The organism is Bacillus sp. JK62 (genome assembly GCF_053663455.1).
On the sequence record NZ_JBSJQA010000011.1, the window covers coordinates 32,747 to 55,265 of the forward strand.

Consider the following 22,519-nt stretch of genomic DNA (forward strand, 5'->3'; position numbering starts at 1 on the left):
TTTTAGGATTATTTTTTATGAATATTTTTCACATAATCTTCTTTATTTACTTGTCTTGCTCTGGCAATGGCAAGCGCTTCGCCCGGCACATCTTCAGTTACGGTTGAACCCGCAGCGACGTACGCGCCTTCTCCCACTGTGACAGGTGCGACCAGATTGGAGTTGCAGCCTATAAAAGCGCCGTCTTCAATCTTGGTTAAATATTTTTTCTTCCCATCATAATTGACCGTGATGGAGCCGCAGCCCAGATTCACATCCGTGCCCACTTCGGCATCACCGATATAGCTTAAATGAGATGCTTTGCTTCGGTCGCCGAATTTTGTTTTCTTAATTTCAACAAAGTTTCCGATCTTCACTTCATTGCCGATTGCGGAATCGGGTCTGATGTGAGCAAAAGGACCGATATTTACATCATTCCCAACTTTGCTGCGGTTGACAACGGATTGTTTAATCACAGTGCGGCTGCCGATTGAACTGTCCTCTATCTCAGTGTGAGGGCCGATGACACATTCATCGCCGATTTCAGCTTGTCCCTTTAACACAGTTCCGGGATAAATAACTGTATCTTGTCCGATACGCGCGTCAGGTGAGATGTACGTATTCATCGGATCGATTAAAGTGACTCCGTTCTGCATATGCCGTTTGTTAATACGCTCTTTCATATACATTTCAGCCTGAGAAAGAGCGACTCTATCATTCACTCCGAGCGTCTCTTGGAAGTTACCAGTCTGGTAAGCGGCAACAGTTTCGCCTTCGTCTTTGAGGATTTCGATCACATCCGGCAGATAATACTCGCCTTGGGCATTTTCATTCGAAACCTGTTCGATGACACGAAAAAGAGCCTCGTTATCAAAACAGTACGTTCCCGTGTTGATTTCTTTCACAAGACGTTCTTGCTCCGAAGCATCCTTGTGCTCCACGATTTTTTGAACGGCGCCGTCTTCACTGCGGATGATTCTTCCGTATCCGGCGGGATCGTCGGCAACGGCCGTTAACACCGTGGCTTTTGCACCTTTGTCTGTATGTTCATTCAGCATGGCTTCCATCGTCTCCGCCGTCAGAAGCGGTGTATCGCCGCAAATAACGATCGTGACACCCTTTTCTCCGTGAAGAAATGGTTTTGCCTGCTTGACCGCATGAGCCGTACCGAGCTGTTCTGCTTGGAGAGCGTAATCGCTTTTCTGTCCGAGCTGCTTCTTCACATCTTCGGCGCCGTGTCCTACGATGGTGACAAGCTTCGCTAAAGATAATTTCAGAGCTTCGTCTGCGACGTGCTCTACCATAGGCTTTCCGCATACCGGATGAAGGACCTTATAAAGCTTCGATTTCATTCTCGTTCCTTTTCCGGCAGCTAAAATCACTGCAAACCGCTTATCCATTTAATGGCCTCCAATATCCCTTTTATCCATAGAAAAATATATCCTAAATAGCTGTTGATTTCAAGAAGACATCAAAAAGTGCAAGAATTTTCTATGTAATCGCTTTATTACTGAAAAATCAGATTTAAAAAAGGACTGCCGGAAAAGGCCTTGTGTCAGCCTTTATCAGCAGTCCTTACATTTTGTTATGTTTAAGAAGCCCCGGCTTCTTCATATTCTAATGCTTCAGAATCACCCAAACGATGATACTCATTTAAAACAGCATCCTGGATCTTGCCCCGCGTGCTGGAATTAATAGGATGAGCAATATCGCGGAATTCTCCATCAGGGGTGCGTTTACTCGGCATCGCAACGAAAAGACCATTGTTTCCATCAATCACACGAATATCATGTACGACAAATTCGTGATCCAGCGTGATGGATGCAATCGCTCTCATGCGACCATCGGTATTCACGCGGCGTAATCTTACGTCAGTAACTTCCACAGTAGTTCACCACCTTTTCCCTATATAAAAGCATTAGTCTAACAATTCCACGATTCTTTTTAAATTCCTGCACGTTTCAAAAAGTTTTTTTGAAAATATAGGATATACATACACAATTAGGTGATAAACCATATTTGGGGATCATATACTGCATAAAAAAAGTGATCCCGGAGACCGGAACCACTTTTCTGAGATTTAAGATTTTACCAGCGCAATGACTTCAATTTCCACGAGAGCGTCTTTCGGCAGTCTCGCCACTTCCACACAAGACCTTGCCGGCTTATGTACATCAAAGTATTGTCCGTACACTTCATTCACTTCCGCAAACTGCTCCATATCAGCAATAAATACCGTGGCTTTGACAACCGTCTCGAGAGAAGCGCCCGCTTCTTTCAGCACAGCTTTTAAATTGCTGAACACCTGATGCGTTTGTTCTGTGATATCACCGTTTACCATTTCTCCTTCAGCAGTAAGAGGAATCTGGCCTGAGCTGTAAAACATGTTGTTTACGATGATTCCCTGTGAATATGGCCCGATCGCTGCCGGCGCGTGTTTCGTATGGATTGCTTTTGTCATTTTTCTGTCTCCCCATTCTTTAAATGCTGTTCTTTAAAAAATCGCAGAAAATTGCCGTTTTGAATCTCAATCGTTTTGTCTTTCATATTGATGGTTGAAAGCGTGAGCAGTGACATGTATTCATCGACAAGCCGTTCATTCACTCCCTCGGCTTCAACCAAGACGCCTATTCCCGCGACGTTTGCATTAAACTCATCAAGCAGGCTGATCATGCCGTTAATGGTGCCGCCGGCTTTCATAAAGTCGTCAATAATCAAAACGTTCGAACCCGTAGCCAAACTTCTTTTCGCAAGCGACATTGTTTGAATGCGGTTAGACGATCCTGATACATAATTGATGCTCACCGTGGAGCCTTCAGTCACTTTATTGTCCTTTCGCACGATGACAACCGGAACGTTCAGATAACTGGCCGCTGCGTAAGCAAGAGGGATTCCTTTTGTCGCAACGGTCATCACCACATCAATCTCCCGCTCCGCAAAAACGGAAGCAAAAAGCCTGCCTACATGAGAGAGGACAGATGGTTTTCCTAAGATATCCGTTAAATATACATAACCGCCCGGAAGGATACGCTCAGGATTTACTAAAGACTGTCCCAGCTCCTGTATAAACGCTTCTGCTTCAGCCTGTTTCACTTTCGGAATGTATTTGACGCCTCCGGCAGCTCCCGGCACTGTAAGCAGCGTCCCAATGCCTTGCTGTTCAAAGGTCTGTTTAATAATCGTTAAATCTTCACTGATTGATGACTTTGCTGATTGATACCGTTCTGAGAAAAACGTTAACGGTATTAATTCATGCGGATGGGTTAACAAATAATTTGTTAAGTCCACCAATCTGCCGCTGCGACGAAACTTCATGAACTTACCCCCAAAATCCGAATAATTTAAAAATAATATAACTTAACATACGGATTTAATCAAGAGCATTCTGTTCGCCGATCATCCGCACCGCGTACACTTGATCACAGAAACCTCTTAACCCATTATAAATCCGCTGCACCTTAGATTCGTATTGAACCAAACCGAATACAGTCGGTCCGCTTCCGCTCATTAACACCGCATCAGCGCCGAAGCGTTTCATTTGATTTTTAATCATCGCCACCTCGGGATGGAGGCTGAGCGTAACCGACTCCAATACGTTCCCTAATTGTCCGCATACCTTTTGGAAGCTTTTTTCTTCAATCGCGTCAATCATCGCCTGCACATCAGGATGCCGAACCTGCTGTAAGTTCAGCCGGCGGTACACTTCGGCAGTCGATACCCCGATCGTCGGTTTGGCGAGCATGACCCAGCAATGAGGCGGAGCACTGATGTGCCTGATCTTCTCACCGCGTCCGGTTGCCAGGGCAGTGCCTCCGTATACACAGAAGGACACGTCTGAACCGATTTCAGCTCCAAGCTCTGCAAGCTCTTCGACAGAAAGCTTTAAATCCCAAAGCCTGTTCAGCCCTCTGAGCGTGGCTGCCGCATCGCTGCTTCCGCCGGCAAGCCCTGCCGCTACAGGGATCACCTTTGTAATCATAATCGAAACGCCTTTTTTGACTTGAAACCGTTCTTTAAGCAGTTTGGCTGCCTGATAAGCCAGATTCCTTTGATCATCCGGAACAAAGCGATTATGCGACGCCACTCTGATAACGTTTTCGGGCAGTTCTGTCAGTTCAATCCGATCTGCCAAATCAATTGTCGTCATGATCATCTCCACTTCGTGATAACCATCCGGGCGTTTACTCGTCACATCGAGGGACAGATTGATTTTGGCCGGCGCTTTTTCTAAAATACGCATAGCTTTCACCTACTTCTCCATCTAAACATAAGTATGAACATTGTATCACATTTGGAGACCCGGAGGTACTTATCCGAAATTGACGCCGGTTTCGACAGCCGATAGAAAAAACCGGGGAACGGATTGTCCCCCGGGCCACTGCATTATCGGTTATTTTGGTTCTGAGCCGCCATCTGCTGTTCGGCAATCTCGATCGCGCGCTTTACCATATTCCCGGCGTCACGCGCCCGAATGCCTCCCCAGCCCTCGTTTTTCACCGTATCGTAAAAACCAAGGTCCTTCGCCAGCTCATATTTGAACTCATCTGACATAACTCCACGACGTCTGCCCAAACGAAACAACCCCTTTTATAGAATTGATCACCATTCGTGCACGCCACGATAAAACATGTGACACCTATAGCTTCCGTTTAATCGGCTGAAACTTTCGAGGGAATAATTAGAAGAGCTTTAGAAGGCAAAACAAAAAGCAGTAAACAAAAGGTTCACTGCCCATTAAAATGCTACTGAGCTTGCCGCATCGTCATTGAATGTCAATTCAACAGTCTCAGTCAGAATATCAGCATAACTGTATGAAACTCTTTCAAACGAATTCTCGTCTTGATCTAGTTGTATCACAAAAACAGAAGGGTACGTCTCAGCTAAAATGCCCGAACGCTCAATCGTTTTTCGGCGGCCGCCGTTTGCTTTTAACGTAAGCCGTTTACCTAAATTCCCATCAAGCGATCTTTTTATATCGGACAACGTCTTCGCCATTGCATCCACCTCACTACATTTATTGTACAACAAGAGCCCAATTTTGTCAAATAAAATTTAAATTATATCAACGTTAATAAGTCATTGTCAACAAAATTATTTTGACAAAATTCTATTGATTTCTGCGTTATTTTTCACAAGTTCCGGAAATTTATGTATCAATATGTAAAATAATTAACCCGCATAGCGAAATATATGCGGGTTTTATCACTCATCCATTTGATTTATACGGCATACCGACACGCAGCACACCCTTCGTTTCAATTCCTCCCAGCCCTTTCTCTCTCGTCAGCGTATTTCTCAGGACATCCCATACATTGATCCGCTCCATAAACGGAGTGAAGCTGATTTTCGCGACAATATATACCGGGTCAAGCGCATGAATATTGACGCGTGACGGCGAACTTGCGAAATTCGCGCCCGCTCTGATTAAAGACTCGAAATGAGATTGGCAGGCCCCCGCGAATATGACCAGCTGATCCAAATGAGGGACTTTACGCCTCGCTCTCTGAACGGTTTCGACAAAGTGTTTGGAATGCCTGTAGGCGCTTAAATCGTTCACGTCTCCCTTATGCTTGGAATATGCATCATGGCCGGTGATGACTAAAATATCCGGCCTGTATTTATCAAGCAGCTCGTCAATTGACGCCGGCATTTTTTTCTCATGGCAATGAATTCCGTATACCGGCACACCGATTTTTTCATAAAAGTTCAGGCACTTTTTCAAATAGGCCTCATCGCCGTCCAGATGCAATACCTTTCCGGGCATATGAAAGTAGTGCTCCTGATGCTGATATTGATTTGTCGCATAATATTCCTGTTTTTCCCGAAGCAGCTTATAATCCTGGCGGAGCAGCTCGAGAGATTCATTCATCCTGCTTTCATCTCTTTTCTTTCTCATGGCCTGTTCGTCTTTTCTGACAGGCTCCAAATCAGAAAAATCAGCATCCGCAATCAATCTGACTTCGTCACCATGCAGGATGGCAATTGAATTTCCATTGCTTGTTTGCTCTATACCGATAATGCGAAATAAAACATCCATTTGATAGGATTTCCTGGCTACCATATCTCCTATTTGAAATTGCACGTTACCCACTCCACAAATAGACTAAGCCTCATCATGAAAGAAGTCTTGGCAAATGCACCTCTTTCCGCTGCGGCGCTTGATGTTTCAAGCTTTTCTTGCAGTTGAATGAATAAGGTTCTCCTCTAGCCTATGTAGCGGCAGTCCAAGTGGTGACGCAAAACAAAAAGCCCTCTTAGAAAAGGGCTTTATGCAATCCGTTGGACAAGAGCGCGAATTCTTCTATGGACAGGGATTCACCGCGCCGCTTTCCGTCAATATTCGTCTCTTGAAGAACTTCTTCAATTTGAGCTTTTTTCTCTTTTCCGCCCGGAAGATTGTTCACAAGGTTGTTCAGCAAGGTTTTCCGGCGCTGTGCGAAGCTTGCTTTAATCAGCTGGAAGAAAAACGGTTCATTATCGACGTCAACCGCCGGGCCGTCACGAAGCAAGAGACGGATGACGGCGGAATCGACATTAGGCTGAGGCACAAACACTGTTTTCGGGACGGTCATGACGGTTTTGGCCTCCGTATAGAACTGAACCGCAATGGAAAGCGATCCGTACTCCTTAGAGGAAGGATCAGCGGCCATCCGCTCAGCGACCTCTTTTTGCAGCATCACGACAATTCCTTTTAACGGAAGATGTTCTTCCAAAAGCTTCATGATGATCGGCGTCGTCACATAATATGGGAGATTCGCCGTCACCATAATTTCATCACAATCCTGAAACTGCTCTTCAATGACGGATTTGACGTCTGCTTTCAGCACATCTTGATGGATGATCGTTACATTGTCATATGGAGACAGCGTATCATTGAGAATGGGCAGCAGGCGCTGATCAATTTCAAACGCGACGACCTTTTTCGCCCGTTTGGCAAGCTGCTCTGTCAGCGCGCCGATTCCGGGCCCGATTTCAATGACTCCGGTCCGATCCGTAATTTCCGCATGGTCCACAATTCTGTCCAATATATTTGTATCAATTAAGAAATTCTGTCCCAGACTCTTTTTAAAAGAGAAACCGTACTTTTTCAGAATTTCCTTCGTTCTGATAGGTGTCGCGATATCTTTATTGTTCATCCTGTTCCTCCTGCCTCATAGCATCGAGCGCATCAATAAAATCACTTCTTTTGATTTGAAACATTTGCAGCCGTTTTTGAAGCTGCTTGCCGTTTGTATAGCCGATCTTCAGCAGGTCGCCCAATCGTTCGCGGCGTCTTTTGGCAGCCGGTCCGCCGATCAGACCGGCCTGTATGACATCTTCAGCTGAAATCTCACTCGGCTTTGCCTCCATCTCTTCATGCACATTTTCCAGACATGCTCTGATGCTTTCAATGGATGCGTGCTCAACGCCAATGCCGCGCTTGTTTTTCGGTTTGGCAAGATGTTTGGGCAGAAATGCGTGTTTACAGCCGGGTACTGCTTCAGAAATGGTTTTCCGGATCTTCTCCCCCGGAAAATCCGGGTCCGTCAGCACGATGACCCCTCTCGTTTCCTGCGCCAGCCGAATCTGCCTGATGACTTCGTCTCCGATTGCGGAACCGTTTGTCTCGATCGTATCCGCATCAACGGCAAGTTTTATGCGCGCAGTGTCATCGCGTCCCTCGACTACAATAATTTCTTTAATTTTCATTACTTCCTCCAAAAAAACTTTTTATATCCAAAACGAAACCTTTGCTTGCATGTCACGTCTAATATACTGAAAATACACTTTACCTATTATAACGAAAAAAACAGAGGGCGCAAAACCCTCTGAGTGAATCGGAATTAATTTAAGATTTTTATTTTGACTTGTTTCTTTCCCCAGCGGTAAGCTGAAGATTTTTCAGGGAAAAAGACATCAATCCGTCTTCCTTTAATGGCTGAGCCTGTATCAGCGGCCACGGCATCCCCGTATCCGTCTACGTGGACTCTTGTGCCGAGCGGGATGACGCTTGGGTCTACCGCAATGACTTTGGCATTCGGATTGCTTGTCAGGTTAACGCCTGTAGCCGTTTGGCCGGAACAGCCGCTGCAGCTTGCGGTATAAGCCGTGGAAGACACGGTAATCACTTTACCGGAAGATCCGTTTTCGCCCGAAGATGCCTTCACAGGTGCACTGAGCTGCTCAATCTTGGGACTGTGCCGCTTTGTGCCGACCGCAATGATCTGATCTTTGCTTTTTTCAGATGTTTCTTCTTTGACAAGCTTTCTTGATACTTCTTTTCCGTTTTCTTTGACAACGTGAAAATGCTTTTTAAGTTTGCCTTCTTTTCCTTTTTGAACGATCTTTTCTTTCCCGCTGTCGAGAGACGCATCTTCTTTTTCTTTCACTTGATACGCTATTTTTTCCTCAACTACATCGGTGACTTTTTCGATACGAGTGATTTGTATGCCGGCCTGATTTTTTGTGAGCTTTTCGTGTAATGCCGGTTTTACTTTATCTTCGTCTTTCATGTCCATCTTATGCTGCGTTAAAAAGTCAGCGACCGTAGTCGAAGTCGTCCATATTTTCTTTTTCTTTCCCGCATCATTTACAGTGACCTGAAAAGCCGGGTCGACCGTGACTTTCATGCCGTTTGTCACTTTCGTATCTGCTGCTGGATCTATTTTATCGTGCTGATTCACAGGTGTATGCTGTTCGTTCAGAAATGCGCCGACTGTTTTTGCCGTTGACCATAAAGTCTTTTCTTCTCCGCCTCTTGTCACACGGATCTGCTTTGCAGCATCATACACGACATTCATGTTGTCTGCCAATGCTGTCTGCTTAGACGGGGTAATCCGGTCTTCATTTCTCGTCTCTATATGTAAATCTTCCAGAAGTTCCCCAACCGTTTTTGCATGAGTGCGTATTTGCTTTTTCTTGCCGTTGATGGAAACAGAAACTGATTGTTTTGAGAGCTCATGTGCCCCGTATGCAGTCCCGGTTCCGCCCAGCAGAATAATAGCTGCAATAAGAATAACCTTGCTTTTACCAAGCTTTACGGAAAACAGTTTTTTCATTTTTTGTGTGATGAAAAACGCCTCCTTCTCCTCGGAGAGATTATATAGAGTATCTAAAATGCTGTCAACCCTCCCATCTCGAAGATGAAAAACCTTCAGCGTATCCCTCATTATGCAAAAACAAAGCAAAAAAAGGAAGAGAGACATATCGACAACCTATCTTATGAGGAGAAGGAAGCTTGTAGAACCGTTATACATATCCACTGAATCGGACAAGCTTTTACACGTTATGACAGCGCATTCTGTCAGTTCATGCGGAAAAGTCTTTTTGCGTTTTCGGTTGTAATTGAGGCAATTTCTTCATATGTCAGCCCTTTTAATTCAGCGAGCTGTTCAGCAACATATTTTACGTAGCTTGGCTCATTTCGTTTGCCGCGGAAAGGATGCGGTGTCAGGAAAGGACAGTCCGTTTCAATCAGCAAACGGTCATTCGGAATTTCCTTTGCTACTTCTTTTGGTTTCTTCGCGTTTTTGAAGGTAACCGGTCCGCCGAATGAAATATAGAAATTCATATCCATACACTGCCGCGCAACCTCCGCGCTCCCCGTAAAGCAGTGCATAATGCCGCCGACTTCTTCCGCTCCCTCTTCTTTCAAAATTGTGACAACATCTTCCGTTGCATCACGATTATGAATGATAATTGGAAGGTTCACTTCTTTGGCGAGAGCGATTTGTTTCCGAAATACTTCTTTTTGAATGTCTTTTGGTGATTTATCCCAGTGGTAATCAAGGCCCATCTCTCCGATCGCCACGACTTTTTCGTGAGAGGACAGTTCCTTAATCCATGATAAATCTTCCTCTGTCATGTCAATTGCGTCTACCGGATGCCAGCCGATCGCAGCGTATATAAAGTCATATTCCTCAATCAGCTCCATCGCACGCGTGATAGTGGGTTTGTCGAACCCGACAACGACGATTCGTTCAACTTTTTCAGCCTTTGCACGCGCAATGACTTCCTCTAAGTCTGTGTCAAATTGCTCGGCATTTAAGTGCGCATGTGTATCAAAAAGCATCATAAAAACTCCTTTCTTGTTGAAAAACAAAAGGTGTTCGACGGAATGTTACACGTGAAACACCTTTTGCCCCTATTATTTAATTCGAGTGCCTTTCGGTAATGACTGGTCGACAGCTACAACTTTGAGAACGCCGTCCGATTCTCCTGCCAGTATCATTCCTTGAGAAAGTTCGCCTCTCAGTTTTACCGGTTTTAAATTCGTTACACAAATGATCTTCATTCCCACAAGCTGATCCGGTGTGTAATGCTTCGCGATACCTGATACAACTTGGCGCTGTTCAAAGCCCAGATCAATTTGCAATTTCAGCAGCCGATCTGCTTTTTTCACCGGCTCTGCGGACAAGACTTCTGCGACGCGAAGTTCTGTATCCATAAATTGATCAAACGTAATTTCAGGAAGACGCTCTGCTTCTTGCGGCTCTTCCGCCTTTTCTTCTTTAGCAGGAGCAGTTCCTTGCATTTTTTGCTTGATATAAGCTACTTCTTCTTCAGCTTCAAGACGAGGGAAAAGCGGTTCCCCTTTTTTCACTTTCGCGTTCTTCAATTGGCCGAATGTCTGAATGCTGTCCCAAGCTTTAAGAGACTGATCCTCAACTCCGAGCTGGGCAAACATTTTTTCAGGTGTCTGCGTCAAGAAAGGCTGGAGCAATACGGCCGAAATACGCAATGATTCAGCTAAATGATACATGACAGAACGTAATTCTTTTTCTTTTTCCTGATCTTTAGCAAGCACCCACGGAGCAGTTTCATCAATATATTTGTTCGTACGGCTGATTAATTGCCATAGCGTTGATAAAGCTACTGAGAACTCCATGTTTTCCATTGCCTTTTCATAAGCTTTAACCGTTTCACCGGCTACAGAAGAAAGCTCTGAATCAAAATCGGTCACATTTCCTTCATATGAACCAATCTCGCCGTCAAAATATTTTTGGATCATTGCGACTGTACGATTCAGAAGGTTTCCTAAGTCGTTCGCCAAGTCATAATTAATCCGTTCTACGAAACCTTCCGGCGTAAAGACACCGTCTGAACCGAACGGTACTTCGCGAAGCAGGTAATAACGAAGTTCATCCAAGCCGTAGCGTTCAATTAACGTTACCGGATCAACGACATTTCCTTTTGATTTCGACATTTTTCCGTCTTTCATCAATAACCAGCCATGCGCGAATACTTGCTTAGGCAGCGGGAGATCAAGCGCCATCAGCATAATCGGCCAGTAAATGGTATGAAAACGGACAATTTCTTTACCGACAAGGTGGACGTCAGCCGGCCAGTACTTTTTGTAAAGCTCATCATTTTCCGTATCGTAACCGAGCGCTGTAATATAGTTGAACAGTGCGTCAATCCATACATATACGACATGCTTCGGATTTCCCGGCACTTTTACGCCCCAGTCGAACGTCGTTCTGGAAACGGCCAAATCTTCAAGCCCTGGTTTAATGAAGTTGTTAATCATTTCATTTTTGCGTGATTCAGGCTGGATGAAAGAAGGATTGTCCTCATAAAACTTCAGCAGGCGGTCTGCATATTTGCTCATGCGGAAGAAGTATGACTCCTCTTTGATTAATTCGACCGGGTGGCCGCTGTCAGGGCTTTTTCCGCCGACAACCTCACCCTTCTCATTTCGTTCCACATCCACCAGCTGTGTTTCCGTATAGAATGTTTCATCAGGGATGCTGTACCAGCCCTCATACTCATCCAGGTAAATGTCACCATTATCAAGAAGTTTTTGAAACACTTTCTCGATAATTTCTTTGTGCCGGCTTTCCGTCGTCCGGATGAAATCATCGTGAGAAATGTCGAGCTGCTTCCATAGTTTTTGGATTTCAGCAACTGCGCGATCCACATAAGCTTGAGGCGTGATATTCTCTTCCTCCGCTTTCTGCTGGATTTTCTGTCCGTGCTCATCCGTTCCGGTTAAGTAGCGTACGTCAAATCCTTTTAATCTTTTGTAACGCGCCATCGCATCGCCGGCCACGGTAGTATAAGCATGGCCGATATGTAATTTTCCGCTCGGATAATATATCGGGGTCGTAATATAAAAAGTATTATTGTCTTGCGGCATGTTGCAACCTCCCATTCAGAATGTCGAAAAGCTCACGCCCAAAGGACGAGAGCGGTTTTATTTGATATACAATATTGATATTTGTCCTCTATCTATGATACCATCTTAGCCTTTAAGATCAAGGATATATACGTACTGCGTGTAAAAGAGTAAATAAAATTAAAAATTTTTATTGAAATTAAAAAAAGTCTTAACATGTCGAAATTTGTCGTATATAATCTACTAATATAAAACATCTTGGTTCGAAAGTCTTGATTTAAAAGGATTTTCAGTAGGATAATAGGTTCGAAAAAGCAGTCAAAAAGCCTGTTATTTCAGGATTTCCAAGGCTTTACTTACTATAAGAACTAATTCTTACAAACAATAGCAAACAAAAAGATTGACGATTATTGGAAACCTTGTTATGCTAGGAATGTAAGGAATTTTGTCGAATAATGACGAAGAAAAATATAAACTACAAATAATTATCTCTCGGGAGGAGACTGTTAATGAAATCTACTGGTATCGTACGTAAAGTTGATGAACTTGGACGCGTCGTTATCCCTATCGAACTTCGCCGTACACTGGGCATCGCAGAAAAAGACGCTCTTGAAATTTATGTTGATGATGAAAAAATCATCCTTAAAAAATATAAACCAAACATGACTTGCCAAGTAACTGGTGAAGTTTCTGATGATAACCTTAAACTTGCCGGCGGCAAATTGGTACTCAGCAAAGAAGGCGCTGAGCAAATCATCTCTGAAATTCAAAACCAGCTTCAAAACCAAAAATAAGCTATTTCATACAAAAACCGTTCTTGTTACGACACAAGAACGGTTTTTTTTATGATTGAATGTGATAAGCGTCATAAATCTCGCGTTTCGGTACGTCCCGATCTACCGCTGTTTGTTTTATGGCCTGTTTGGAAGAGGATCCTTCATTTATGTAATGCTCCACATGTTCTTTCTCAGAAAGCTCCGTCCACCAAGGCTTTTCCTCTTCATCCGGTTCATCGCCTTGATTGCCTTCGACAACGAGACAGAACTCACCGCGGATTTGATCTTCATTTGCCCATTCAAGCACCTCGGCGATGGTTCCTCTGATGAATTCCTCGTACTTTTTCGTTAATTCCCTCGTGACGGCGATGGTTCGATTACCCAAAACGTCATGCATTGCTGTTAATGTTTCTTTTAATCTGTGCGGCGCTTCGTAAAATATCATCGTTTCCTGCCGTTTTTTCAGGAGTTCGAGTTCTTTCTTCTTTTCTTTTTTCTGTCTGTTTAAGAATCCGTAGAAGAAAAACGGCTGCGGGGTGATCCCTGATGCGGTCAGCGCGGTTAATGCCGCATTTGCACCCGGAAGCGGAACGACATATCCGCCGATTTGGGTGAAATCTCTCACAATCTCAGCCCCCGGGTCGGAAATTGTCGGCATACCGGCATCACTGACCAATGCCACATTCTTTCCGCTTTTCAGCCATTCAATGATTTTATGGCCGCTGCTTTCTTTATTATGTTCATGATAGCTGATGAGAGATGTTTCTATGTCATAAACATGGCACAGCTTTTTCGTCTGTCTCGTATCTTCGGCAGCTATGACATCGGCCGATTTCAGCGTCTCTACTGCACGAAAGGTCATGTCCTCCAAATTGCCGATCGGTGTAGGAACAAGGTACAGAGTTCCCATTTCAGATTTTCCGTTAAAACTCATCTGGCGTCTTAACATATACAGCCTCCTTGCTGCGTCGTTTTTCTTCTATATATTGCTCTTTTTTCTTTCGGGTCAGCTGTTTAAAACGGTATTCCGCCTGCATCGCTTCCCGTTTTGTTTCAAATGATTCCGCATGGCATAACGAAACCGGCCTTCTCGCCCTTGTATATTTCGCGCCCTTTCCCTCATTGTGGGTTTTCAGCCGTTTTTGCAGATCATTTGTATAACCGGCATACAGACTGTTGTCATTGCACAGCAGCACATAAAAGAAATGGCTATTTGTCTCCATATAAAATCGTGCGGATCTCTTTCGTATATTCATTTTGTTCATTGTATACAAAGAGCGGGGGAAGAATTTTGAGATCAGGGCGGCCGCCTTTAATTCCTTCAACCAAAATGGTATTCGCTTCTTTACCTTGTTTCGGATAAATAAACTGAACCCGTTTCGGTTCTATTCGGTATGCTTTCATTAATTCAAAGATTTCCAGAAGCCTCCCCGGCCGATGAACGAGAGCCGCTTTTCCGCCTTGCTTCAGCAGTTTGCTGCTGACGGAAATCACATCTTCAAGCGTGCAAAGGATTTCGTGCCTTGCGATTCTGAGATGCTCGTTCAGGTTCTGCTCCGCCTCTTTCGGTGTTTTAAAATAAGGCGGATTGCAGGTGACAACATCATATTTATTATGTCCGAGTCTTTCCGGCATATTTTTCAGATCATCATGAATGAGACTGATCTGACCGCCCAGCCCGTTGTATTCCACGCTTCGGAGCGCCATATCATACAAGCGTTCCTGAATTTCAACCCCGGTGATATCGGCTTTTGACCTTGTGCTGAGCAAAAGCGGCACAATGCCGTTCCCCGTGCATAAATCAACGATGTTCCCCTTTTGAATCGGAACGTATGCAAACTTAGACAGCAGCACGGCATCTAATGAAAAAGCGAAAACCGTCGGACTCTGTACTATTTTCATATCCTCTGCTAATAAGTAATCCAATCTTTCATCATCACGTAATGAAACCATAATCTTATTCCTTTCGGCACTCTTTGAAAAAGGCTTCCGACATCAGCGGAAGCCTTTTCCTTATTTTTTATTTAAGAAGGACAGACAAAAAAGGCAATCTCCCTTGCGGACGCTCCCATAATGGACGTTGCAAATATGAAAGCCTTCTTGATACAGCCGGGCCAGATTGTCGTACCCTTCTCCTATATCACTCTGCTCTGCCTTCTGTGTTTTTGTTTCTTTCTGATCGGCTTTGAATTTCTCAATTTGCTCCGTCGTGTCATCAAGCCGCTTACGCAAATGCTTATTTTCAAGCTGAAGATGGTGATTCTCTTCAATCATTTCGCCGATATGCTGCTTTAAGTCACCCAGCTGACGGTACAGCGAACCGATTTGTTCCTCCAGGTTTATGACAGTATCAAATAACTCTTTTTTATCCAAGGTTCCACACCTCGTTAATCTGTGGTTTGTGCGGATACGACGCCCTCTTCCAAGAGCTCTTCCCAAGTATATTCTATCACTTTTTCACGATTCTTCAGTTCCACCTGAAGCACCCGTTCCAGAATATTAAGACCGACAACCTTTGCGGGGCCGTTTGCCGTCGTAATCATTTCGCCTAAATCCGGCAGCTGTTCTTTTGCCGTCTCATACTCATCATTTTCGTACTTCAAACAGCACATCAAACGGCCGCACAGACCGGAAATCTTCGTTGGGTTCAACGATAAATTTTGATCCTTCGCCATTTTGATGGACACCGGTTCAAAATCACCGAGGAACGTGGAGCAGCAAAGCATTCTCCCGCATGGTCCGATACCGCCGAGCATTTTCGCCTCGTCCCTTACCCCGATTTGGCGCAATTCGATTCTCGTTTTAAAGATAGAAGCCAAGTCTTTGACCAATTCCCTGAAATCAACCCGTCCGTCTGCCGTAAAGTAAAAAATGACTTTATTTCGGTCAAACGTAAACTCAACATCAACCAGCTTCATATCTAAGCCGTGGTCAGCCACTTTTTTCTGACAGACTTCAAAAGCGGACAGGGCCTCCTGTTTGTTTTCTTCTACAATGAGAAGATCGCGTTCATCAGCAACGCGAATGACCTTTCGAAGCGGAAGCACAACATCATGCTCGTCCACTTGTTTATTTGCGATGACAACCTGCCCGTATTCGACACCTCTTACGGTTTCAACAATGACGCAGCTGTCTTGTTCTATATCAAATCCGTTCGGATCAAAATAATAAATTTTCCCCGCTTTTTTAAAGCGGACGCCTATTACGTTGTACAAGCTTATCCCTCCTGCAACGTTAACACCAAGTGCTCCATTAATCCCTGCACATTCACATTGGAATGAAGCCGTTTTTTTGCTTCTAAAACAGCGAGAATTTGGTTCGTAACGCTTTGTTGTGTAAATTGCAGCGCATGCTGTTTTATTGATTGGAATAAGTCTTGATAAATCAGTTTATCTTCATTTCCAATTTGGATGGATAATACATCACGGTATATCAATAAGAGCATATCAAGACCCATTTCTTGATGGGTTTTTTCTTTGAAAAAGGGCACCCACTGATCCTGAATGAAGAAAAAGGCATGTCCTTTCCGCTGATGTAAGACTTCATACAATTTTATCACTTTCGCTCTGGACTCTGCAAACTCATCATTTCGACTTAATTCGACTGCTTCCGCAATATTATTTGTCATATTTGCTAAGAGCCGGGCCATGTGAGGGCTCACTTCCTGTTCAATCAGTCTTTCTTCTATGGCTTTCGGCTGAAGCGGCTGGAACGGAAGAACCTGACATCTCGAAACGATGGTATCCAGTATTCGGTGGAGCTGCTCAGTAAGCAGAATTGCGATGGTGTCTTGACTCGGCTCCTCTAAAAACTTCAGCAGACTGTTTGCCGCATTTGTCGTCATTTGATCCGCATGGGATATAATGTACAGCTTTTTATGCGATTCCAGTCCTGTTTTAGAAAACTCTTCCTGAAGCGATTGGATCTGAGCCTTTTTAATGGATAATCCGTCGGGCTGAACCACATGCAGGTCGGGATGGTTTCCGGATTCGATACGCTTACAGTTCCGGCACTCCCCGCAAGGCTCAGTCCCGCCTTCAAGGCAAAAAAAGCTTTTTGCGAGAAGCAGTGCGGCATCCAATTTGCCCGTACCTTTTTTGCCTTCAAACAGATATGCGTGAGAAAGCCTTTTCTTTTTAATGCTGTTATGCAAAAGCCGCATCACTCTGGGCTGCTGCCCGGTCATTTCCTTCCATGATATTGCCATTGTATCACTCTCTATGTGTAAAGGTTAATTAATAAACCTTTTATTTCTCCGATTCGATCCAGCAAATCAATTGCCGGTTTTTCCTGATCTAACATTTCTTCCGTCAGCTGAAGCAGTTTTTCATCTATTTCTTTCACAAGCCCCAGGGTCCGGCTGCTGCCGTACAAGTCAAAGCTTTTCTCCGTCTCATGCGATAATCCGCTGTCTACGGCCTCTTTTACAAAACGTTTTACCAATCCTTTGAATTTCGCTAAGTCTTTGAAGTTTCTCGACTTCGTCAGCCTTTTCCCGAACGTTTCTATATCCGTTAAGAACCTGCTCAGCTGATCAAATTTCAGCTTGCTGCTTTGGCTGTCCATTGAACTTTTAAACGTTCCGGAAAGCTCTGCCGCTTTATAAGCAGGCTGCTGCTTTTTCTCAATAAATGTACGTAAGTCAGAATTTATTTTCACGTCGTCAAATCCTTAAAATTGATGAAATTCATCGACCGGGAGGACAAAGACCGTCGCTCCGCCGACTTCCACTTCGACGGGATATGGAACGTATGAATCCGCATTCCCGCCCATCGGGGATACCGGGGCAATCATCTGATCACGTTTACAGCCATTCTCTTTAATGAGGCTGAGCGCTTTATCGACACGGATATCTTCCACCCCGATCATAAACGTCGTATTGCCTGATTTAAGGAATCCGCCTGTTGTCGCAAGCTTCGTCACCCTGAAGTTGTGGTCGGTTAATACTTTCAAAAGCCTGTTGCTGTCCTGATCCTGCACCACTGCCACTATTAATTTCATTCTCTAGGCCCCCTTTAGGTTGGAAAGAACATTGTCGTTACATTCATTATAGCAACTTATGAGAAACAGGTCACAACTGAATTTTTTTCAATGCTTCATTTATCACTTGAAGTGCGTCCTGAATGACGAGTTCCTTCTTTTTCGATGCGTCGATTGTATGGAATCTTTCCGGAAAACGCTGCATAACCTTTTGGTATCCTTCCCGTACTTTCGTGTGAAAGTGCAGGGCCTCAAGATCGAGACGATTCTTTTCTCTTGAATCATTCGACGTAATCCGTTTCAACCCTTCTTCAGGCTCAATAGAAAAATAGATGGTGACATCAGGCATCGTATCGCCGATTGCAAACTGGTTGATAGAAAGAACTTCATCAATGCCGAGCCCTCTCGCATAGCCTTGATAAGCCAGCGAACTGTCGATGAAACGATCACACAGCACAATGCGCCCTTCTTTCAATGCAGGCTGCACCTTTTCGGTTAAATGCTGTCTTCTCGCCGCGGCGTAAAGCAGCGCCTCCGTTTTTGCATCCATCAGTGTATTGTTTTTATTTAAGATCACTTCTCTGATCTGTTCCGCAATGTCGATGCCGCCCGGTTCTCTTGTCGCTGTCACCGGGAGCCCCTCTGCCGACAGAATCTCTTTCAGTTCCTGAAGCACAGTCGTTTTCCCTGCACCTTCAGGACCTTCAAATGTTATAAATAAACCGCTCATGATTTCTCCTCTTCTATATAGACAAGTAATTGTTCCCCGTTTAACAAGCCTTGAATATGCGCGTCCATGCCGATTAAACGGGAAAGCTTCTGTACAATCTCTTCTGTTATCCGTTCTCCGTCCATGATCAGCGGAATTCCCGGCGGATAAGGAATAATGTTCCCCGCATGCAAGCGCCCGGCCGCCTTATTTATATCTGCAGGCTCTTTTGTAAACTTCCGCATCTCATTTTGCGGATATTCAAGTGTCGAAATGGACGGAAATGTCCAATACACGGCATCCGGCAATTTATCGGGCGGTGTATTCTCCAGTTTCTGCTGTATGTTTCTTACGGCTGCCTGTTCTATCATCCGCCGGCCGCCTATCGGCAGTACGAGCAATACTTGGTACTCGTCAGCCAGCTCGGCAACAATGCCTTCACTCTCCAAAATGCGTTGTAATGAATAGCCGGAATGTCCGAGCTTTGACCGAAGTATTAATTTTAACGGGTCCGCCCGCAGCCCATATCCGGAAGGCTCGATTATTTCAATAGAAGAAATTGATGCGAACCTTCGTTTGATTTTCTCAATGTGCTCCATATGGACGGGAAGTGTCCCTTTTTCAGCAATGTCCTGCACATAAGCACGCGCCGTATCTAAAGATGCCATAATCGGGTATGACGGGCTGCTGCTTTGCAAACTGCTTACATAATAAGTTAATCGATCTCTGTCAATTCGGGTGCTGTTTAAATGAAAGTAAGATCCCATCGTCATAGCCGGAAGCGTTTTGTGAGCCGATTGAACAACGGCGTCCGCCCCCATAGCCAATGATGAAGGCGGGAAAGGCTGCCCTAATACAAAGTGAGCCCCATGAGCCTCATCCACCAGTACAGGAACACCGTATGAATGGGCTTTTTTAACTGCCGCAGTCAAATCGGCGGCGTGTCCGTAGTAAGTCGGATTGGTCAAAACAAGTCCTTTCGCGTCCGGATATGACGCCAGCGCTTTTTCGATGACTGAAAGGGATACATGTGCCGGCACATGCATGTTTTCATCGATTTCCGGCGCCAAATAAACCGGCTTGGCTCCGGCCAATGCCACCGCATGGAAAACAGACTTGTGACAATTACGCTGGATCAGAATGGGTTCACCCGGTTCACAAACAGCTAAAATCATCGCCAGATTGCCGGCGGTCGTTCCGTTGACGAGAAAGAAGCTTTCCTGAGAGCCGTACAATCTGCTCACCAAATCCTGCGCTTCCTTAATGACCCCCGTCGGGTGATGCAAGTCATCCAGACCCGTGATCTCAGTCATATCAATAGATAAAAGAGATTGATATACAGATTTGGCTTCATCAAAAAAGACATCTCCATTGTGATGTCCCGGAACATGAAAAGAATACGTATTTCGGTGCGCATGCTTCATCAGCGCTGTATATAAAGGTGTGTCCATTTTTAAACAAATCCTTTGCCTGTCTTTCTTATTATATCGTGCCTGCGAGCCAACTTAAAGCTAAGACTTTTTGCCATCTAGCCGTTATCCCGGCCGGACCTCATATCAAGCAGCTTCTTTTTTAAATCGCCTTCCATGATAACAAGCTCCTCCTCGGCACGCCTGCGTTTCATCCTGCCTTCTTCTTGAATAGACATGATTTCTTCAAGTGTGCTGACTAAGCTTTCCTGCACTTTTTTGAGGGTGTCTGCCTCAACAAGCCCGCGCTCATTGGCTTTGGCCGTCTCGACTGTGCTTGTTTTCAGAAGTTCGGCGTTTTTCAGCAGCAATTGATTTGTCGTATCCGCCGCCTTCTGCTGCACATCTGCCGCACTCCGCTGCCTCATAAGCGTCAGCGCGATGGCGACTTGATTCTTCCATAAAGGAATAGCCGTAACAATGGAGGACTGAATTTTCTCTGCCAGTGCCTGATTCGTGTTTTGAATCAGACGGATTTGCGGCGCACTCTGAAACGTAATCTGCCTGCTCAGCAGCAGATCATGCACCCTCTTATCCAGACGGTCGGCAAACTGGCGAAGATCATTCACTTCCTGCGCGTCCATTTGATTGTGTTCTCGTAATTCGGCTTTTCTTGCCGCTTCAGGAATGAGCTTTGTTTTCAGCTCATCTAATTTTAATTCACCCGCTGCTATATACATAGTTAAATCAGAAAAGTATTGTTTATTTTGGGCGTACAGCTGATCTAACCATTTATTGTCACTCAACAGCACATTTTTAGAATGTTCCAGCCTTCTGCTGATACGGTCAATCTGCACACTTGTCTTTTGATATTTCGAAAGCACTTCCTGCACAGATCCGGATACCCTTTTAAACAGCCGGGCGAAAAATCCTTTGTTCTTTACCTGCAGATCATCGGGGTTTACCTGGTCAAGCTTCAGCATCAGATCAGCCAATATCTGTCCCATCTCTCCTGCATCTTTTCTTTGCACGTGCTCTATCATCGTGTGGGAAAATTCCAGAAGATTCGCCTGCGCCTGTGAACCAAACAGAACAATGCTTTGCATGTTCCCAGGGTCCAGTTTTTCAGCGAGCTGAAGTGCCGCTTCTCTTTTTTCTTCCGGCAGCGTATCTGCAAGCTTTAGATGAGTCTGGTCATTTTGGGCGCCCATACTGTCGTCGGAACGGTCTTTGGCCATTTCCTTCTTCCTTTCTTATTTTCTCAGTGAATGCTTTGCCATATCTAATTCAAAGTGCAGGTCGTCGATGTCCTCCTTCATCAGTTCATGAAGATCCTCTTCCAGCCTTCTGGAAAGCTCTGCCAGAGTCATCCTCGTCTCACTCAAGGACATTGATAAATCTTTATTTTTTCGCGGCTGTGATGAGAGCAAAGCATACTTTTCCGTCAGTTCCACAACAGAATCAAGCGTTTGATAATAGAAACGCTCTGCCTGATAAAAACGCTTCGGCTCCTGCTTGGTGAGCAGATATATTCGTCGGGTTATCCGCAGTATCTCTGCATTCTGCTTCAGCATTTGTATACTTTTAGAGCGAAAAAGCGCCCTGCGTAATCGGATGATTTTACCCTTTGCTTCCTCAAGATTTTCCTTGATATAAGCATATTCTTTTCTTGTCAGCCGGTGTTTTTTTAAAAAGAGACGCTTCGCATTCCACAAGCCGGACGCACTGACTGCGGCTCCGCCGGCTGCCCCGTATAAAAGCGAATACAGAAAAGGCTGATGCCCTATCGTAAAGAAGGTTATCCCCGCTAATACAAAAACTGTGCTGCCGCAAAACGTCCATTTCATATATTGAATAAACGGTTTCATACTTGATCGACTCCTATTTATTCACTTTTATCAGTATTATCTATTACATTCCATGTCTAAACAAGTTCCTCTTCTTATCGTATCAGTTCTTTTATAAAAAGTGAAAAAACTCCTCTAATTTCAGGCAAAAAAAAGACCCTTTTCAGGGTTAAGAATATAACGTCGGTGTATGAAGGCTTTTCAGTTTACGAACGAAAAATTCATAATTCGGATCAGAGGTCGGAGTGGAAACTACTTTCTTCTCACACTCTAAACATATAAATTTCGTATAAATATGGATTCCCCTGCTTTTCTTGGTTTCACACACAATACATGTTTCTTCATGGCCGGACGTTTCATTCATTTTGCCCACCTCCGTATGAATAGCCTTCCCTTAAGCTGTTGATTGTATACACAATTTGGATCTTTTTGAAGTTTGCAATTAGTATATGGGCGTTCCCGTATTTCGGTGTTTGTTTTGTTTTTATTCAAAAACAAAAAAGGCAGCTCATGATGAGCTGCCTTTACCGTAATGATAGCTTGGCGGCGTCCTACTCTCACAGGGGGAAACCCCCGACTACTATCGGCGCTGAAGAGCTTAACTTCCGTGTTCGGCATGGGAACGGGTGTGACCTCTTCGCTATCGCCACCAAACCATTGAGAGTGTTCTCTCAAAACTAGATAACAGTAAGCATACATTCAAATTGGTTAAGTCCTCGATC

27 protein-coding genes and 1 rRNA gene are annotated in these 22,519 nt (G+C 44.6%); 1 reads left to right on the top strand and 27 read right to left on the bottom strand.

What is annotated here, in order from left to right; genetic code table 11:
• Window positions 1-8: 8 nt before the first annotated feature.
• The 13 genes from glmU to metG form a co-directional block, all read right to left on the bottom strand.
• The gene (glmU, locus tag ACWJJ4_RS19340; protein ID WP_070081261.1) at window positions 9-1,379 is read right to left on the bottom strand and encodes a bifunctional UDP-N-acetylglucosamine diphosphorylase/glucosamine-1-phosphate N-acetyltransferase GlmU; all 1,371 of its coding nucleotides are present in this window, start codon (window positions 1,377-1,379) and stop codon (window positions 9-11) included.
• Between the two features lie 191 nt (window positions 1,380-1,570).
• Window positions 1,571-1,864: a septation regulator SpoVG gene (spoVG, locus tag ACWJJ4_RS19345; RefSeq protein ID WP_004264660.1), complete on the bottom strand. Its 294-nt coding sequence runs from the start codon at window positions 1,862-1,864 to the stop codon at window positions 1,571-1,573.
• 195 nt (window positions 1,865-2,059) lie between these two features.
• Window positions 2,060-2,440: a 2-iminobutanoate/2-iminopropanoate deaminase gene (gene ridA / locus ACWJJ4_RS19350; RefSeq protein WP_004264663.1), complete on the bottom strand. Its 381-nt coding sequence runs from the start codon at window positions 2,438-2,440 to the stop codon at window positions 2,060-2,062.
• On the bottom strand, window positions 2,437-3,294 hold the full coding sequence (gene purR / locus ACWJJ4_RS19355) for a pur operon repressor (RefSeq protein WP_004264666.1): 858 nt from the start codon (window positions 3,292-3,294) through the stop codon (window positions 2,437-2,439). Before purR ends, ridA begins: the two co-directional genes overlap by 4 nt.
• A gap of 55 nt (window positions 3,295-3,349) precedes the next feature.
• Window positions 3,350-4,219, bottom strand: coding sequence for a 4-(cytidine 5'-diphospho)-2-C-methyl-D-erythritol kinase (gene ispE, locus ACWJJ4_RS19360; protein ID WP_004264668.1), 870 nt, complete (start codon window positions 4,217-4,219; stop codon window positions 3,350-3,352).
• A 143-nt stretch (window positions 4,220-4,362) separates the two neighbouring features.
• A complete protein-coding gene (locus tag ACWJJ4_RS19365; RefSeq protein ID WP_011996172.1) occupies window positions 4,363-4,551 on the bottom strand; it encodes a small, acid-soluble spore protein, alpha/beta type in 189 nt (62 codons plus the stop codon).
• 162 nt (window positions 4,552-4,713) lie between these two features.
• A complete protein-coding gene (veg, locus tag ACWJJ4_RS19370; protein WP_003218330.1) occupies window positions 4,714-4,974 on the bottom strand; it encodes a biofilm formation stimulator Veg in 261 nt (86 codons plus the stop codon).
• 211 nt (window positions 4,975-5,185) lie between these two features.
• The gene (yabG, locus tag ACWJJ4_RS19375; protein ID WP_070081260.1) at window positions 5,186-6,061 is read right to left on the bottom strand and encodes a sporulation peptidase YabG; all 876 of its coding nucleotides are present in this window, start codon (window positions 6,059-6,061) and stop codon (window positions 5,186-5,188) included.
• Window positions 6,062-6,233: 172 nt separating this feature from the next.
• Complete coding sequence (rsmA, locus tag ACWJJ4_RS19380) at window positions 6,234-7,115, bottom strand: 16S rRNA (adenine(1518)-N(6)/adenine(1519)-N(6))-dimethyltransferase RsmA (RefSeq protein ID WP_004264694.1); 882 nt, start codon at window positions 7,113-7,115, stop codon at window positions 6,234-6,236.
• Window positions 7,105-7,668, bottom strand: coding sequence for a ribonuclease M5 (gene rnmV / locus ACWJJ4_RS19385; RefSeq protein WP_004264696.1), 564 nt, complete (start codon window positions 7,666-7,668; stop codon window positions 7,105-7,107). The genes rsmA and rnmV overlap by 11 nt, the downstream gene beginning before the upstream one ends.
• Before the next feature lie 134 nt (window positions 7,669-7,802).
• The gene (locus ACWJJ4_RS19390) at window positions 7,803-9,128 is read right to left on the bottom strand and encodes a G5 and 3D domain-containing protein (protein ID WP_094247906.1); all 1,326 of its coding nucleotides are present in this window, start codon (window positions 9,126-9,128) and stop codon (window positions 7,803-7,805) included.
• Between the two features lie 134 nt (window positions 9,129-9,262).
• Window positions 9,263-10,030, bottom strand: coding sequence for a TatD family hydrolase (locus tag ACWJJ4_RS19395; RefSeq protein ID WP_032868379.1), 768 nt, complete (start codon window positions 10,028-10,030; stop codon window positions 9,263-9,265).
• 75 nt (window positions 10,031-10,105) lie between these two features.
• Window positions 10,106-12,097, bottom strand: coding sequence for a methionine--tRNA ligase (metG, locus tag ACWJJ4_RS19400; RefSeq protein WP_053573816.1), 1,992 nt, complete (start codon window positions 12,095-12,097; stop codon window positions 10,106-10,108).
• Between the two features lie 482 nt (window positions 12,098-12,579).
• Here metG and abrB point away from each other — a divergent pair, with 482 nt between their 5' ends.
• Complete coding sequence (gene abrB, locus ACWJJ4_RS19405; protein ID WP_169510469.1) at window positions 12,580-12,870, top strand: transition state genes transcriptional regulator AbrB; 291 nt, start codon at window positions 12,580-12,582, stop codon at window positions 12,868-12,870.
• Between the two features lie 49 nt (window positions 12,871-12,919).
• On the opposite strand, the gene rsmI is transcribed toward abrB, so the two are convergent.
• The 14 genes from rsmI to rrf form a co-directional block, all read right to left on the bottom strand.
• Window positions 12,920-13,801 carry a 16S rRNA (cytidine(1402)-2'-O)-methyltransferase gene (rsmI, locus tag ACWJJ4_RS19410; RefSeq protein WP_070081259.1) on the bottom strand — a complete coding sequence of 294 codons (882 nt, stop codon included), beginning with the start codon at window positions 13,799-13,801 and terminating at the stop codon, window positions 12,920-12,922.
• A complete protein-coding gene (locus ACWJJ4_RS19415) occupies window positions 13,776-14,075 on the bottom strand; it encodes a GIY-YIG nuclease family protein (protein WP_007409921.1) in 300 nt (99 codons plus the stop codon). The genes rsmI and ACWJJ4_RS19415 overlap by 26 nt, the downstream gene beginning before the upstream one ends.
• Window positions 14,062-14,805 (bottom strand): tRNA1(Val) (adenine(37)-N6)-methyltransferase, encoded by a 744-nt coding sequence (locus ACWJJ4_RS19420; protein ID WP_004264717.1) that lies wholly within the window; start codon window positions 14,803-14,805, stop codon window positions 14,062-14,064. The genes ACWJJ4_RS19415 and ACWJJ4_RS19420 overlap by 14 nt, the downstream gene beginning before the upstream one ends.
• A gap of 60 nt (window positions 14,806-14,865) precedes the next feature.
• Window positions 14,866-15,225: a replication initiation-control protein YabA gene (gene yabA / locus ACWJJ4_RS19425; RefSeq protein ID WP_004264720.1), complete on the bottom strand. Its 360-nt coding sequence runs from the start codon at window positions 15,223-15,225 to the stop codon at window positions 14,866-14,868.
• Window positions 15,226-15,239: 14 nt separating this feature from the next.
• Window positions 15,240-16,067: a competence/sporulation regulator complex protein RicT gene (gene ricT / locus ACWJJ4_RS19430; protein WP_004264723.1), complete on the bottom strand. Its 828-nt coding sequence runs from the start codon at window positions 16,065-16,067 to the stop codon at window positions 15,240-15,242.
• A 2-nt stretch (window positions 16,068-16,069) separates the two neighbouring features.
• A complete protein-coding gene (gene holB, locus ACWJJ4_RS19435) occupies window positions 16,070-17,059 on the bottom strand; it encodes a DNA polymerase III subunit delta' (RefSeq protein WP_077721686.1) in 990 nt (329 codons plus the stop codon).
• A gap of 11 nt (window positions 17,060-17,070) precedes the next feature.
• Window positions 17,071-17,511, bottom strand: a complete 441-nt coding sequence (locus ACWJJ4_RS19440) for a YaaR family protein (protein WP_004264730.1) — start codon at window positions 17,509-17,511, stop codon at window positions 17,071-17,073.
• A 12-nt stretch (window positions 17,512-17,523) separates the two neighbouring features.
• Window positions 17,524-17,853 carry a cyclic di-AMP receptor DarA gene (gene darA, locus ACWJJ4_RS19445; RefSeq protein ID WP_004264734.1) on the bottom strand — a complete coding sequence of 110 codons (330 nt, stop codon included), beginning with the start codon at window positions 17,851-17,853 and terminating at the stop codon, window positions 17,524-17,526.
• A gap of 70 nt (window positions 17,854-17,923) precedes the next feature.
• Complete coding sequence (gene tmk / locus ACWJJ4_RS19450) at window positions 17,924-18,562, bottom strand: dTMP kinase (protein WP_004264737.1); 639 nt, start codon at window positions 18,560-18,562, stop codon at window positions 17,924-17,926.
• Entirely contained in the window at window positions 18,559-19,992 is a 1,434-nt protein-coding gene (locus ACWJJ4_RS19455) for an aminotransferase class I/II-fold pyridoxal phosphate-dependent enzyme (RefSeq protein WP_454021877.1), read from the bottom strand. Before ACWJJ4_RS19455 ends, tmk begins: the two co-directional genes overlap by 4 nt.
• Before the next feature lie 77 nt (window positions 19,993-20,069).
• Entirely contained in the window at window positions 20,070-21,188 is a 1,119-nt protein-coding gene (locus ACWJJ4_RS19460) for a toxic anion resistance protein (RefSeq protein ID WP_454021878.1), read from the bottom strand.
• 15 nt (window positions 21,189-21,203) lie between these two features.
• Window positions 21,204-21,818: a 5-bromo-4-chloroindolyl phosphate hydrolysis family protein gene (locus tag ACWJJ4_RS19465; RefSeq protein ID WP_014304187.1), complete on the bottom strand. Its 615-nt coding sequence runs from the start codon at window positions 21,816-21,818 to the stop codon at window positions 21,204-21,206.
• Window positions 21,819-21,966: 148 nt separating this feature from the next.
• Window positions 21,967-22,161: a sigma factor G inhibitor Gin gene (locus tag ACWJJ4_RS19470; RefSeq protein ID WP_004264749.1), complete on the bottom strand. Its 195-nt coding sequence runs from the start codon at window positions 22,159-22,161 to the stop codon at window positions 21,967-21,969.
• 174 nt (window positions 22,162-22,335) lie between these two features.
• Window positions 22,336-22,451, bottom strand: a 5S ribosomal RNA gene (gene rrf / locus ACWJJ4_RS19475).
• Window positions 22,452-22,519: the final 68 nt, after the last annotated feature.

Coding starts and splice junctions, on each gene's coding strand:
- ACWJJ4_RS19390 (WP_094247906.1), bottom strand. CDS start 9,128: ATGAGGGATACGCTGAAGGTTTTTCATCTTCGAGATGGGAGGGTTGAC.
- rsmI (WP_070081259.1), bottom strand. CDS start 13,801: ATGTTAAGACGCCAGATGAGTTTTAACGGAAAATCTGAAATGGGAACT.
- ACWJJ4_RS19455 (WP_454021877.1), bottom strand. CDS start 19,992: ATGGACACACCTTTATATACAGCGCTGATGAAGCATGCGCACCGAAAT.
- ACWJJ4_RS19415 (WP_007409921.1), bottom strand. CDS start 14,075: ATGGAGACAAATAGCCATTTCTTTTATGTGCTGCTGTGCAATGACAAC.
- holB (WP_077721686.1), bottom strand. CDS start 17,059: ATGGCAATATCATGGAAGGAAATGACCGGGCAGCAGCCCAGAGTGATG.
- tmk (WP_004264737.1), bottom strand. CDS start 18,562: ATGAGCGGTTTATTTATAACATTTGAAGGTCCTGAAGGTGCAGGGAAA.
- ACWJJ4_RS19395 (WP_032868379.1), bottom strand. CDS start 10,030: ATGCTTTTTGATACACATGCGCACTTAAATGCCGAGCAATTTGACACA.
- ACWJJ4_RS19460 (WP_454021878.1), bottom strand. CDS start 21,188: ATGGCCAAAGACCGTTCCGACGACAGTATGGGCGCCCAAAATGACCAG.
- darA (WP_004264734.1), bottom strand. CDS start 17,853: ATGAAATTAATAGTGGCAGTGGTGCAGGATCAGGACAGCAACAGGCTT.
- metG (WP_053573816.1), bottom strand. CDS start 12,097: ATGCCGCAAGACAATAATACTTTTTATATTACGACCCCGATATATTAT.
- ACWJJ4_RS19420 (WP_004264717.1), bottom strand. CDS start 14,805: ATGGTTTCATTACGTGATGATGAAAGATTGGATTACTTATTAGCAGAG.
- rsmA (WP_004264694.1), bottom strand. CDS start 7,115: ATGAACAATAAAGATATCGCGACACCTATCAGAACGAAGGAAATTCTG.
- rnmV (WP_004264696.1), bottom strand. CDS start 7,668: ATGAAAATTAAAGAAATTATTGTAGTCGAGGGACGCGATGACACTGCG.
- ridA (WP_004264663.1), bottom strand. CDS start 2,440: ATGACAAAAGCAATCCATACGAAACACGCGCCGGCAGCGATCGGGCCA.
- ACWJJ4_RS19465 (WP_014304187.1), bottom strand. CDS start 21,818: ATGAAACCGTTTATTCAATATATGAAATGGACGTTTTGCGGCAGCACA.
- ispE (WP_004264668.1), bottom strand. CDS start 4,219: ATGCGTATTTTAGAAAAAGCGCCGGCCAAAATCAATCTGTCCCTCGAT.
- ACWJJ4_RS19470 (WP_004264749.1), bottom strand. CDS start 22,161: ATGAATGAAACGTCCGGCCATGAAGAAACATGTATTGTGTGTGAAACC.
- glmU (WP_070081261.1), bottom strand. CDS start 1,379: ATGGATAAGCGGTTTGCAGTGATTTTAGCTGCCGGAAAAGGAACGAGA.
- veg (WP_003218330.1), bottom strand. CDS start 4,974: ATGGCGAAGACGTTGTCCGATATAAAAAGATCGCTTGATGGGAATTTA.
- purR (WP_004264666.1), bottom strand. CDS start 3,294: ATGAAGTTTCGTCGCAGCGGCAGATTGGTGGACTTAACAAATTATTTG.